Origin of the sequence: Dactylosporangium vinaceum, assembly GCF_019904175.1 — a bacterium.
Taxonomy (GTDB): Bacteria; Actinomycetota; Actinomycetes; order Mycobacteriales; family Micromonosporaceae; genus Dactylosporangium; species Dactylosporangium vinaceum.
This window is the reverse complement of record NZ_CP061913.1, coordinates 663,966-676,858: the sequence shown is the minus strand read 5'-3', so window position 1 is coordinate 676,858 and position 12,893 is coordinate 663,966. Positions and strand designations below refer to the sequence as shown.

General features: G+C 72.0%; 9 protein-coding genes and 1 pseudogene. 3 read left to right on the top strand and 7 right to left on the bottom strand.

The genetic code is table 11. The features are described 5' to 3' along the window. Positions 1 to 1,137 (top strand): M23 family metallopeptidase, encoded by a 1,137-nt coding sequence (locus tag Dvina_RS03080; RefSeq protein WP_379993158.1) that lies wholly within the window; start codon positions 1 to 3, stop codon positions 1,135 to 1,137. After that, positions 1,134 to 1,748 (top strand): hypothetical protein, encoded by a 615-nt coding sequence (locus Dvina_RS03075; protein WP_223100855.1) that lies wholly within the window; start codon positions 1,134 to 1,136, stop codon positions 1,746 to 1,748. The genes Dvina_RS03080 and Dvina_RS03075 overlap by 4 nt, the downstream gene beginning before the upstream one ends. Before the next feature lie 3 nt (positions 1,749 to 1,751). Here Dvina_RS03075 and Dvina_RS03070 read toward each other — a convergent pair whose 3' ends face one another. Continuing rightward, positions 1,752 to 2,384, bottom strand: a complete 633-nt coding sequence (locus Dvina_RS03070) for a hypothetical protein (RefSeq protein WP_223100854.1) — start codon at positions 2,382 to 2,384, stop codon at positions 1,752 to 1,754. Between the two features lie 163 nt (positions 2,385 to 2,547). Between Dvina_RS03070 and Dvina_RS03065 the strand changes: the two genes are divergently transcribed. Next, on the top strand, positions 2,548 to 4,515 hold the full coding sequence (locus Dvina_RS03065) for a hypothetical protein (RefSeq protein ID WP_223100853.1): 1,968 nt from the start codon (positions 2,548 to 2,550) through the stop codon (positions 4,513 to 4,515). 54 nt (positions 4,516 to 4,569) lie between these two features. Here the strand turns inward: Dvina_RS03065 and folE are convergent, their stop codons facing one another. The 6 genes and pseudogenes from folE to Dvina_RS53990 all read right to left on the bottom strand — a co-directional run. Next, positions 4,570 to 5,196 (bottom strand): GTP cyclohydrolase I FolE, encoded by a 627-nt coding sequence (folE, locus tag Dvina_RS03060; RefSeq protein ID WP_223105280.1) that lies wholly within the window; start codon positions 5,194 to 5,196, stop codon positions 4,570 to 4,572. 65 nt (positions 5,197 to 5,261) lie between these two features. Next, positions 5,262 to 7,262 carry an ATP-dependent zinc metalloprotease FtsH gene (gene ftsH / locus Dvina_RS03055; protein ID WP_223100852.1) on the bottom strand — a complete coding sequence of 667 codons (2,001 nt, stop codon included), beginning with the start codon at positions 7,260 to 7,262 and terminating at the stop codon, positions 5,262 to 5,264. A 272-nt stretch (positions 7,263 to 7,534) separates the two neighbouring features. Next, positions 7,535 to 8,110, bottom strand: a complete 576-nt coding sequence (gene hpt / locus Dvina_RS03050; RefSeq protein WP_223100851.1) for a hypoxanthine phosphoribosyltransferase — start codon at positions 8,108 to 8,110, stop codon at positions 7,535 to 7,537. 84 nt (positions 8,111 to 8,194) lie between these two features. Continuing rightward, complete coding sequence (locus tag Dvina_RS03045) at positions 8,195 to 9,754, bottom strand: gamma-glutamyltransferase family protein (RefSeq protein ID WP_246655991.1); 1,560 nt, start codon at positions 9,752 to 9,754, stop codon at positions 8,195 to 8,197. A 250-nt stretch (positions 9,755 to 10,004) separates the two neighbouring features. Next, a complete protein-coding gene (gene tilS / locus Dvina_RS03040; protein ID WP_246656482.1) occupies positions 10,005 to 10,910 on the bottom strand; it encodes a tRNA lysidine(34) synthetase TilS in 906 nt (301 codons plus the stop codon). A gap of 931 nt (positions 10,911 to 11,841) precedes the next feature. Further along, a pseudogene (locus Dvina_RS53990) lies at positions 11,842 to 12,882 on the bottom strand (zinc-dependent metalloprotease); the annotation flags it as partial. Positions 12,883 to 12,893 lie beyond the last annotated feature (11 nt).

Sequence of the window (12,893 nt, the reverse complement as noted above, 5' to 3'; positions counted from 1 at the left end):
ATCGGAGGGGACGAGGACTTCGAGGAGCCGAGGCGGACGAGGTTCATCGGCCCGGCGCTGCTGGCCGTGGTCGGCGCGGCGCTGCTGCTCGTGTGCTGCGCGGGCGCGGCCGTGGCGTTCTTCTTCGACGCCAAGCGCAACACCCAGAACTACGACATCGGCTGCGGCGACGGGCAGCTCGTCAACGTCTCCGCCAACATGCCGAGCCACCGCGAGCTCTCCGAGGAGCAGGTCCGCAACGCCGCGGTCATCGTGCGGGTCGGGCAGGACCTGAAGGTACCGCCGCGGGGATGGGTGATCGCGGTCGCCACGGCCATGCAGGAGTCCAGCCTGGTCAACCTGAAGTACCTCGGTTCGCGCAACGACCACGACTCGCTCGGGCTGTTCCAGCAGCGGCCGAGCACGGGCTGGGGCACGCCAGAGCAGATCATGGACCCGCAGTACGCCGCGCGGAAGTTCTACGAGAAGCTGGTGACAATCCCCGGCTGGGAGCGGATGAGCCTCACCCAGGCCGCGCAGAAGGTGCAGCGCAGCGCATACCCGGACGCGTACGCCAAACACGAGCAGCTCGCGAGCACCGTCGTCAACTCGCTCACCGGCGGCGCCGCCCGCTCGGCCGCCGGCTCGACAACGCTGCAGTGCGTCACCGGCAATCAGATCGCGGCGTCCGGCTGGACGGTCCCCGTGGTGGCCGAGGTCGGCTCGGGCTTCCGCACCGCCGACCGCCCCACCCACCAGGGCGTCGATCTCATCGTCGACCGGTACACCCGGATCGGCGCGGCCGCCGCCGGCATCGTGGTGAAGGTGCGCTGCCAGGCCCACCTGGCCAACGGCACCGACTGGGGCTGCGGGCGCGACGGCTCGCCGTCGGTGCTCGGCTGCGGCTGGTACGTGGAGATCCAGCACGCGAACGGCTTCCTCACGCGCTACTGCCACATGGTGAAGCAGCCGAGCGTCGTCGTCGGCCAGCACGTCGCCCCGGGCCAGGAGATCGGATTCACCGGTACCACCGGCCACTCCTCGGGCCCGCACGTCCACTTCGAGGTCCATCGCAACAGCGATCCGAGCAACAATGGCGCAATCGACCCAGTGCCGTTCATGCAGCAGATGGGTGCGCCGTTGGGAATGAAGCCGTGACCGATTTACCCGGGGATTCAGACTTCCCCGACTGGGATCTGCTGGCCGGCGACTCGGCGCGAACACCGGCCGGTATCGAGATGGTCGCCGCGTCGTCGCTGCGGGACCTCCGCGGCCGCCGCGCCGTCGTCGGTGTTCCCGGCCTGGGCTGGCGGGGCGACATCCGCATCGACAACGCGGTAGTGCAGGCCAGCCGCACCTATGTGCCGGCGTTGCCGGAGCAGGAGTGGTACCGCGCCGAGTCCGAGCAGACCGAGGTGTTCGCCCCGCTGGTACCCCTGGAGCGGGTCTGGGTCGAGCGGGTCTCGAGCACGATCACCGCATCCGCCGAGCTCACGCTGGTATCGCTTGACGCCCCACCGGGACGCCCCCCGCGGGCGGCCCGCGACGTCAAGGCGATCACCGGCCTGCGAGTCGTCCGAGTGCCCGGCCCGGACGACAAGACCGGCCGCGATCAGCGCGACCTGCGCGCCGTCACCGAGGCGTACAACAGCGCCGAAGGCGACATCTGCATCCGCGTCTGCCGCGAGATCGAATGGTACCGGTGGGCCTGGAGCGGCCAACCCCCCAAAACGCTAGAGGTACCCATCCATCTGCTCTGGGCGGAATAACTGTCAGTTAAGACGATGCGCGCCGCACACCCGCCACCCGTCCTCACGCACAACGTCGAAATGCCAGCGTTCTTTGGCGAAGCTGGCATGGTTCTGCGGTCCGGAAGTCAGTACTAGGTCAGTCTCGATCTCAGTCTTGTCTTTCGACGGATACTTAAAATCGAGCGCGGACGCATGAGCCTCGATCGCCTCGTCAGGCTGGGCTTTACTCGCCTCCAACACCTTGACCAACTCATCGAACTCGCCCAGGTTCGGAGACCGGCAGATCAGCTGCTGAACGCGTTCCGGTCGAGCGCCGTTGAAGCGCGCATCTAGAAACCCTTCGAGTGCCGCATCTGGTGTGTCTGTGTTTGGCTTTGTGGCTTTGTCGTAGTAGATGATGCCGAACCCGACACCGCTCAGTAAGACGAACACCAAGATTCCCAGCAGGGTCCACAGGACCGTACGGCGGGTCCGCTTGCGCTGCTTCGGGTCCTTGGCAGCCCGGGGCGGCGGAGGCGGCCCCGGCTGAGGTCGGCCCAGCGGGACGCCCCTGTCGATGACCTCGCCCTCGAGGACCTCGTTCTCGCCCGTCCGGGAGCGCGGTATAGACCGCCCCTGATCAACGCCCGGCTCCTGAGGAATCGATGGGTCCACGCTCAAAGGCTAGCGGCAGAGCACCCCGGCGGCCCACTCCCGCGCCGGAGGGTTCCGGGGCAACCCCGAGACCTGCGACTATGCGCCGGCGGCAGTGTGCCTGCTGACGAGAAAGGCTGTCTGCGTTACCGTTCCCGCAACTGCTTGGATCGGAAGGGGCACGGTGGCACGCCTGCGGGCACGGATCGAGCGAGCGGCTGCGCAGCATCGGCACACCGCTGCGCTGATCGCCGCCGCCGGGCCGATCCTCGAGAAGTACTCCCCCAACGCCGCCCCCTCCGAGCAGTACGCGGAGCAGCATGACCTGGCGGCCGGGCTGCGGGCCAACGCGGCGATGCTGGCTCCGGGGTGGCTCGGGGCGCAGCTGGACGCCATGGCGCCGGCCACGCCGCTCGGGGGGCCGCTGCCGCCCACGTTCGTGCGCGTCGGCCAGGCCCATCCGCTGGATGATGCGCGCTTCCCGGTCATCGTGCCGCTGCTGCGGGCCGGGCACATCGCTGTCGACGCCGACGCGCGGGATCCGCGGGTGGCGGGGCTGCTGCGGAGCCTGGTGCTGCGGCTGCTCGCGTCGTCGCCGCCGGGGTCGGTGCGCATCCGGGCGATCGACGCGGTGGTCGACGGGCCCACGTTCGGCTGGTTCACCGGGATCGATGCCATCATGCCGGCCCCGGCGACGGACATTGCGGGCCTTCGCGGTGTACTCGACGAAGGCGAACGCTGGCTCGCGACGCGGGGCGACGGCCCGGCGCCGACGCCGACACTGCTCCTCGTGATCGCCTCGCTGCCCGAGCTCACCGAGGGGCGCGACCTGGCCCGGATCGCGCAGCTCGCGCACGCCGGGCCGGCCGGGCGGCTGCACCTGATCGCGGCGGGCTGGCCGCCACCGCCGCTGACGCAGGAGACCACGCAGGCTCCCCTGCCGCACGCCACCCAGATCGCGATCCGCAACCCGCACGCGTGGGTGGGCGATCCGCCCGGAGCCACGTTCTCCGGGACCGGCACCGGGCCGAGCCGGCTCAACGCCCCTGTATACCTCGACCCCGACCCGCCCGTCGAGCTCGTCCGCCGCGTCTGCGCCCAGCTGAGCGGGCCCTGGACGGCCCCGCCGGCCCCGGTCGGGGAGGCCAGCCGGACGGCCTGGCTGGAGTACGTGGGAGCCGGCCAGCGCCTCGACGCCGTCCGCCGCGAGGTGATCGCGGTCGTGGCCGAGCACAAGACCGCGCTCAAGGCGGCCCAGCAGGACCTGACTGCGATCCGGGCCAAGCTCGCCCACCATGAGGCCTACCTGACCGAGGTGGCGGGCGAGGCGGGCGGGCGGCCGCTGGAGCTGCGGCCGGCGTGGCCGGAGATCCAGGCCGCGCACGCCGCGCTCACCGGGGCCGGGCAGCCGCTCGACCCGCGCCGGGGCGCCCCGATGGCCCCGCCGCCGCCCCCGTCGCCCGCGCTCATGGGTGCTTCCGGTGCCTGGCCGCAGGGGCAGCGCATGCTGACCACGCCGGTCAGCGCGCCGCCGCGGCCGCCGCTGAGCGTGCCCCCGGTCTCCGGCGGGCCGGCGTCGGCGATGCCCGGCACGCCGGCCGTGGCCGGGGCGCCGCGCGGCCCGGTGACCGGCGGCTACCCCCTGGTGGCCCCGCGCAGTGTCCCGCCGACGCAGCACACCGGACCGATAAGCGGCGTGCCGGTGTCCGGGCCGGGTGGCATCGTCGGCACCGGGGTCGTGCGCCCGCTCAACATGCCGGTGCCGGAGTCGATCCCGGGCCGGGTCGCCACGGCCCTCAGGATGGCCGCGGCCGGTCTGAAACGCTCTGAGGCGGAGCTGGCGGCGCCGGGGCGGCAGGCGGCGTCCAACCGGCGGGTGTGGGTGAACGCCGGCGTCTACTTCGCGTTCGCGCTCCTGGCCGCCATCGTCCAGATCCCCGCGCTGCTCGCCAGCGAGCGGCTCACCGGCGCCGGTCTCCTGGCGCTGCCCTGTGCTCTGGTACTTCCGGCCGTCTCCTTCGGCCTCGGCTGGCTCACGATCGGCGCGATGACCCGCCAGACCACGTCCCGCACACCGGCCCTCGGGATGGTGATCAGCCTGCTGGCGCTCGTCCCCGTGCTGGTGTTCGGTGGCGTGATCCTGTTCCTGTGAAACAGCGAACCCCCTGCGGCCCGGGATCGGCCACAGGGGGTACACCCGCGAAATCTAACTGTGCATGATGAGCGCCATGGCCTCGGATCGGGACTTGGCGTCGTCGCGAAGGATGCCGCGCACCGCCGATGTGATCGTGCGGGAGCCGCCCTTCTGGATGCCGCGCATCGACATGCACATGTGCTCGCACTCGATCACGACGATGGCGCCGCGCGGCGTGAGCCGGCTCATCAGCAGGTCCGCGATCTGGGACGTGAGGCGCTCCTGGACCTGCGGCCGGCGGGCGTACACCTCGACCAGCCGGGCCAGCTTGGACAGGCCGGTGATGCGGCCGTCGGCGCCCGGGATGTAGCCGATGTGCGCGACGCCGTGGAACGGCAGCAGGTGGTGCTCGCACATCGACTGGACCTCGATGTCGCGCACGAGCACGAGCTCCTCGTGGTCGGCCTCGAAGCTCGTGCTGAGCACCTGCGCGGGGTCGACCCGCAGGCCGGCGAACAGCTCGGCGTACGCGCGGGCGACCCGGGCCGGCGTCTTGCGCAGCCCGTCGCGGTCGGGGTCCTCGCCGATGGCGATGAGGATCTCGCGGACCGCGTCCTCGATGCGCTTCAGGTCGATGTTGCGCTCGACCTCGACGCCGCCGAGCTTGCCGCTGACGAGGCGGGCGGCGACGTGGTCCAGCTCCCGGTCGGCAACGAGCCCGGCACCGTTGTCATCGGTGTCGGGCTCGGTGCCGCTGAACTCGCTCAGTGCGTGCCGTCCGCGGTCTCGCCACCGCCGATGCGCACGTGGTCGTCGCCACCGAGGCCGGCCGGGGAGGTGACCCCGGAGCCGTTGGCCCCGCTGTCACCGGCCGCCCGGCGGCGCCGGCCGTTGCCGTTGAACGGCGACATCGGCGGGCGCTTGACGACGCGGGCGCAGATCCGGGTCATGTCGGCCTGGGAGATGGTCTCCTTCTCCATGAGCTCCTCGACGATGTTGTCGAGGACATCGCGGTACTCGACCAGGATCTCCCACGCCTCGTCGTGCGCGACCTCGATCAGGCCCCGCATCTCGCCGTCGATCTCGGCCGCGACCTTCTCGGAGTAGTCCCGCTCGTGGCCCATCGTGCGGCCCAGGAACGGCTCACCGTCGCCGGTGCCGTACTTCACCGCGCCGAGCTTGGCACTCATGCCGTACTCGGTGATCATCGAGCGGGCGAGCGCCGTCGCCTTCTCGATGTCGTTGCCGGCGCCCGTGGTCGGCTCGTGGAAGACGAGCTCCTCGGCGGCCCGGCCACCCAGCGCGTAGGCCAGAGTGTCGATCATCTCGGAGCGGGTCTGCGTGTACTTGTCCTCGGTGGGCAGGACCAGCGTGTGCCCGAGCGAGCGGCCGCGGGACAGGATCGTCACCTTGTGCACCGGCGCTGAGTGGGGCAGCGCCCAGGCGACGAGCGCGTGACCGCCCTCGTGGTATGCGGTGACCTTCTTCTCGTGCTCGCTCATCACGCGGGTGCGCCGCTCCGGGCCGGCGATGACCCGGTCGATCGCCTCTTCGAGGTAGTCGTTGGTGATCGCCCGCTTGTCGTTGCGGGCGGCCAGCAGCGCCGACTCGTTGATCACGTTGGCCAGGTCGGCACCGGTGAAGCCGGGCGTGCGCCGGGCCACCGAGTCGAGGTCGACGTCGGGGGTGAACGGCTTGCCCTTGGCGTGGACCCGGAGGATCGCCTTGCGGCCCTCCATGTCGGGCCGGTCGACGGCGATCTGCCGGTCGAAGCGGCCGGGGCGCAGCAGTGCCGGGTCGAGGATGTCGGGCCGGTTGGTCGCCGCGATCAGGATCACGCCGCCCTTGGTGTCGAAGCCGTCCATCTCGACGAGCAGCTGGTTGAGCGTCTGCTCGCGCTCGTCGTGCCCGCCGCCCATGCCGGCGCCGCGGTGGCGGCCGACGGCGTCGATCTCGTCGACGAACACGATGGCGGGCGCGTTGGCCTTGGCCTGCTCGAACAGGTCACGCACACGCGAGGCACCGACACCGACGAACATCTCGACGAAGTCCGAGCCGGAGATCGAGTAGAAGGGGACGCCCGCCTCGCCGGCCACGGCCCGCGCGAGCAGCGTCTTACCGGTTCCGGGCGGCCCGTAGAGCAGCACGCCCTTCGGGATCTTCGCGCCGAGCGCCTGGTACTTCGCCGGGGCCTGCAGGAAGTCCTTGATCTCGTGCAGTTCCTCGACGGCCTCGTCCGAGCCGGCCACGTCCGCGAACGTCGTCTTCGGGGTGTCCTTGGAGATGAGCTTGGCCTTGGACTTGCCGAAGTTGAGCACCCGGGAGCCGCCGCCCTGCATCTGCGACATGAACAGCAGCAGGAGGACGACGAGCACCGCGATCGGCAGCAGGTTGATCAGCAGGCTGATGAAGATGTTGTCCTGGGTGACGTTGACGTTGAAGTCGCCCAGCTTCTCCTGCGACTTGAGGTTGCTGAGCTCGTTCTGCAGCTCGTCAGCACTCTGCGCGGAGAACTGGCCCTGGATCTTGTTGGTCTCCGTGCCCTTGACCTTGATCTTGTTCTTCAGATCGAGGTTGAGCGTCTGCTCCTTGTCCTGGATCACAGCCTTGCTCGCGTTGCCGCTGCGGAGCTGGTCGAGCACCAGAGACGTGTCCGCCTTGGTGTAGCTCGGGCCGGATGTGAAGAAGGAACTGAGCACGATGGCACCGATGATCACCAAAAGGATCCAGACCACCGGCCGGCGGAACAAACGGGTACGTTCCATGTTGTCGTCGGACGCACTCGGCGCCCGGCCCCTCCATCCGTAAGGCCGTCGACCACACCGGACCCACTTTTCCGGTGCGGTGCCGAAAGCGCCGCCAAGGTATGGGCTCAGTTGACGCTTGCGACCATTTGACGGTACACCGTGACACCGACAGTCGCGGATCGGCGTCGGCCGCGGAGGAGAGGCTCTCAGCAGACTCTCAGGAAAGTCGACTATGCGCGACGGGCCGTGGGCGCTCCGGCCGGGCCGGCGCCGCGCACGGCGACCGCGGCTCAGCCCCGCCCGTACACCGACGGCTTGAGCACCCCGACGAACGGCAGGTCACGGTACCGCTCCGCGTAGTCGAGCCCGTAGCCGACCACGAACTCGCTCGGGATGTCGAACCCGACATACCGCACCGGGATGTTCACCTTGAGCGCGTCGGGCTTGCGCAGCAGCGCCACCACCTCGACCCGGGCGGCCGAGCGGCTCTCCAGGTACTTGAGCAGCCACGACAGTGTCAGACCCGAGTCCACGATGTCCTCGACGACGATGACGTGCCGCCCGGCGATGTCCCGGTCCAGGTCCTTGAGGATCCGAACGACCCCGGACGAGGTAGTCCCCTGCCCGTATGACGAAACCGCCATGAACTCGAGCTCCACCGGCGGCCCGACCCGCCCGAGCGCCCGCGCGAAGTCCGCCATGAACATGACCGCGCCCTTGAGCACGCCCACGAGGAGGACCGACTCGGCGTCGGCGTGGTCGGCCGCCACCTGCTTGGCGAGCTCCGCAGTCTTGTCGCGGATCTGCTCCTCGCTGACGATCACGTGGTCGATGTCGGACGAATGCCAGGTGGTGCCGTCGGCCATGCGACAAGCCTGCACTATCGGCGGCCCCGATTCGACGGGGGGGGTGGCCCCGATGAGAGACCGGTCTCCCTGCTTAATGCCTACTTAATACCCGGCCGCGTACCCGTCGGCCCGCGGCTCCGAGCCGGCGACGTAACCCTGAGTGGTCCGCCAGATCGCCTGCCCCATGCCGAAGACCTCCGGCGAGGCCGCGACCGACACCGCGTGACCGCGCCGTCGCAGCTCGTCGACGGAGCCGGCCAGGCCGGGCTCGACCTGCACCTCCAGCCCGCGCCCCCAGTACCACCGCGGCCGGTCGAGCGCCGCCTGCGGATCGAGCCGCCCGTCCACCGTCGACAGGACCACCTGGACGTGCCCCTGTGGCTGCATGTGCCCGCCCATCACCCCGAACGGCCCGACGGGCTCGCCACCCCTGGTCAGAAAGGCCGGAATGATCGTGTGGAACGGCCGCTTACCCGGCCCGACCACGTTCGGGTGATCCTCGGCCAGCACGAACCCGGCCCCGCGGTCCTGCAGCCCGAGCCCGGTCCCGGGCGGCACCACGAACGACCCGAACCCCATGTAGTTCGACTGGATGAGGCTCACCATCCGCCCGGCCGCGTCGGCCGTACACAAATACACGGTCCCGCCCCGCTGCGGCTCCCCCGCCCCGTACCGCCCGGCCCGCTCCCCGATCAGCGCCCGCCGTCCCCGCAGATACCCGGGCTCGAGCAGCTCCCGGACCGGCCCGCCGACCTCGGGATCGGCCACGAACGCGCGCGCGTCGGCGAACCCCAGCTTCATCGCCTCGATCTGCTGGTGCAGCGACGACATCTCGTAGCCGTCCAGGACCCCGAGCGCGATGAGCGCCGCGATCCCCTGCCCGTTGGGCGGCAGCTCCCAGACCTCGTGCCCGCGGTACCGCACCGAGATCGGCTCCACCCACTCCGAGGCGTGGCCGGCCAGGTCGTCGGCCCGCAGCAGCCCGCCGGTCCGCTCGGCGTGGGCGACGATGGCCGCCGCCGTCTCCCCGCGGTACATGTCGTCACTGTCGGTATCCGCGATCCGACGCAGCGTCCGCGCCGCCTCCGGATTCGCCCAGCGCTCCCCGGCTCGCGGCGCCCGCCCACCGAACGTGAACACCCGCTCCCACTCCGCGAACTCCGCCCCCACCAGCCCCGGATAGACCTGCTCGGCGGCCACCCGCCACCCGGCGGCCGTGCGCGGCGACACCGGGTACCCGCGTTCGGCGTACTCGATCGCGTCGGAGAACAGCTCGGCGAACGGCAGCGACCCGAACCGGGCGTGCAGATCCCGCCATCCCCGCGGCGCTCCCGGCACGGTCACGGAGAGCCAGCCCCGATCCGGCATGGCACCCGGGGAGCGCTCCAGCACCAGCTCACGCGTCAGCAATCGCGGCGACCGCCCGGAGGCGTTCAGCCCGTGCAGCCGCTCCCCGTCCCAGATCAGCGCGAAGAGGTCGCCACCGATGTCGTTCGACCCGGGCTGCACCACCGTGAGCGCGACAGCCGCCGCGATTGCCGCGTCGACCGCGTTCCCGCCCCGCCGCAGAGCCGCCAGCCCCGCACCGGCCGCCAGCTGCTGACTTGTCGCCACCACCCCGCGAGGAGCAAAAACCGAAGAGCGCCGGATGTCGTACTCCACGTGCCCCACCCTCCACCGCCGGTCCCCACCGTCCAAGACGCAGTGGACCACTGATCCGCCCCCGCCGACACCCCACACCACCACCTCGCGGGTCCGGCGGGGGCCGCCGGCGGACGCAACGGCCGGCGCACTTGGCCGGGCCGACGGCATCACGAACGGTGCGACGCGAGCCCGAAAAGGCAGCGGTGCGGTGTTCAAGCGACGATCGCCGCCGCAGCCCGGGTCGGCCGGGCAGGCGAGCCGCGCGGGTTCAGCGACAGGTCTGCAGGAGCCCGCCCGTGCGGGTCACGGCGAGACCGCCCGGCAGTGCCACCGCGCCCTGGCCGTGCCAGCGGACGATCAGCGCGTCGAGCGCGTCGACGTGCCGGAGGGCGAGGTCCGTGCCCGGCACGCCGAGCCGCAGGGCCCAGGCGTGCAGCACCCGGGTCCGGATCGGCCCGGCCATCCGGCCCAGCTCGACGACCGACAGCCCGCCCCCGTCGCTGAGCGCCTTCTCGAGGGCGTCGGCGGCCAGGCCGTCCAGGTAGTCGGCGTCGGCGCCGACGAGGCGGGCGGTGCGGGCCAGGTTGGCGACCACCCCGGCGCCGAGCGCGGCGACGATAGGCCGGACGCGCGCGCGGGCGTAGGAGGCGTCGACGTTGTGCGGGTCCTCCCAGGCCACGAGTCCTTCGGCCGCGCAGGCCGCACGGGTCTCGGCCCGGCCGACGTCGAGCAGCGGCCGGACGAACACGACGCCGTTGCGGACCCGCCGCTGCGGCATCCCGGCCAGCCCGCGCGGCCCCGATCCCCGGGCCAGCGCGAGCAGCACCGTCTCGGCCTGGTCGTCGCGGGTGTGCCCCAGCAGCACCATCGCCGCCCGGTGCTCGACAGCGGCCGCCTCGAGCGCCGCGTACCGCGCTTCCCGGGCCGCCGCCTCCGGTCCCCCGGCCGCACCGACCCGCACGCTGCGCACCTGGACGGGCGCGAACCCGCGCTCCACCGCCCAGTCCCCCAGCTCGGCCGCCCGCTCGCCCGAGCCCTCCTGCAGCCCGTGGTCGACGGTGACGAGCCCGCAGCGAAGCCCCATCCGCCGCGCCACGAACAGCGTCGCCGCCGCCAGCGCCAGCGAGTCCGCCCCGCCGGAGCAGGCGACGAGCACCGTGCCCCCGGCGGGCAGACCCGCGGCCGAACTCCCGGCCGGCGGCGTCTCGCCCGGACCGACCCTCGCCGAGGCCGGGTCGAGCGCCCGCGGCTGATCCGCGAACGCCCCCGGCCGGGAGCCCGGAGCTGATACCGAGCCCGGCTCCTCTCCTCCCGAAGAGGGCAAGCCGCTCAGGCTGCGCCGGACCGCGTTGCGTACCGCGGCCACCGCCGGCGCCGGCCCACCCACGCGATCAGCCGCTGCCGACCGGCCGAGCCGGCCCCTGATCCCCGGCGCCTGAAGCGTTCCCCCGACCCCCGTCCGGCACATCCTCGGCCGGGCTCACGTCCAGGTTCGAGCTGTCGGTCGCACCTGTCGTCGCGGCGGCGGCCGCGGCCACGTCGGAGTCCACGGACGAGGGCGAGAAGGCCGGCGCCGAATCGCCGTCGAGCTCCGTGTCCGAGCCGCCGCCGACGAGCCGGTCGACCTCGACGCCCTGCGCCCCGGCCGAGCCCTCGGCCACACCCATCGCCTCACCGGGCTCGAACGCCCCGATCGGCTCCGGCGCATCAGCGGGCTCGGTGGAGACGTCGGCCGGTGCCCCGGCGGCGGACTCCGTGGCGGCCACCTCTTCGGCGGTCAGCCCGGCCACCGCTGTCGCCTCGGCCACGCCGGCCTCTCCGGGTGCCGAGTCGACGGGCTCGGGCACCACTGCGGACGCGGTGGGCTCCGCGGTGGGGGCGGCCGGCTCCGGCAGTACAAATGGGGCAGGAGCCACCGCATCAGGCGTCGGCTCCGCGACCGGCAGACCCGCCACGTCGGACGCCTCGGCGACGCCCGCCTCCGCCGGTGACTCGTCGACCGGCTCGGGCACCGTCGCGATCGGGGCCGGCGGCTCGGCGATGTGCGGTGCGGCGATGGAGGCCGGCGGCGGGACCACCGCTGCCGAGCGGGAGAGGGCGCTCGCGCCGAGGACGCGGACGATCCACGCGTCGGGGTCGGAGAGCTCGTTGAGGCGCGGGATGGTGAGCGGCGACTGCCAGATCCGGTTGAAGCTGTCCATGCCCACGCGCTCGACGACGGCGTGGACGAATTTGCGGCCCTCGGCGTACTGCCGCATCTTCACGTCGACGCCGAGCAGCTTGCGCAGGACGCGGTCCATGGGGTTGCCGGCCTCGCGGCGGCGGTTGAACTTGCCGCGGATTTCCTCGACGGACGGGATGACCTCGGGGCCGACACCGTCCATCACGAACTCGGCGTGGCCCTCCAGGACCGTCATCAGCGCGGTCAGGCGGTCGAGGACGGCCTTCTGCCCCGGTGTCTGGACCAGGTCGAGCACGGAGACGCGGCTGTCGGGGTTGCGGACCACGTCGGCCATCGCGGTGACGCCGCGGCGGAGGCGCTCGGCCAGCTGGTCCTGGTTGAGCTGCGAGGCGTCGACGAACGCGCCGACCTCGCCGAGGAAGTGCCCGCGCATCCACGGCACGGCCGTGAACTGCACCCGGTGCGTCACCTCGTGCAGGCAGACCCACAGGCGGAAGTCGCGGGAGTCGGCGCCCAGCTTGCGCTCGGCCTCGACGATGTTCGGCGCGACGAGCAGCAGCTGGCCGGGGTCGGCCGAGAACACCTCGTATTGCCCGAGGACCTTGCCCGACAGGTACGCGAGCACCGTCCCGGCCTGCACGCCCGTGAACCGCGAGCCGATGGCCCCGACGATGGCGCCCGGCGGCTTGCCGCCCGCGAGTCGCTCGGCCAGCGGCTGGATGACCTCGCGCAGCCCGGCGATGTTGGTGGCCGCCCAGTCGCGGCGGTCGACGACCCGGACCGGCGGGGCCAGCACCTTGGCCTGGAGACCGGTGAACTCCGAAACGTGACCCGTGGCCTCGTCGGCCAGCTCACGCAAATCGCTGACGGCGTCGGCCGCCTCCTCGTAAGACACCGCGGGGCCACTTTTGCCCAGCGCCGCGGCGGTTGCTGCGGCCAGATCCCAATCGACGAACTGCGCCATGAATCAACGGT

Coding starts and splice junctions, on each gene's coding strand:
- ftsH (WP_223100852.1), bottom strand. CDS start 7,262: ATGGAACGTACCCGTTTGTTCCGCCGGCCGGTGGTCTGGATCCTTTTG.
- hpt (WP_223100851.1), bottom strand. CDS start 8,110: ATGGCCGACGGCACCACCTGGCATTCGTCCGACATCGACCACGTGATC.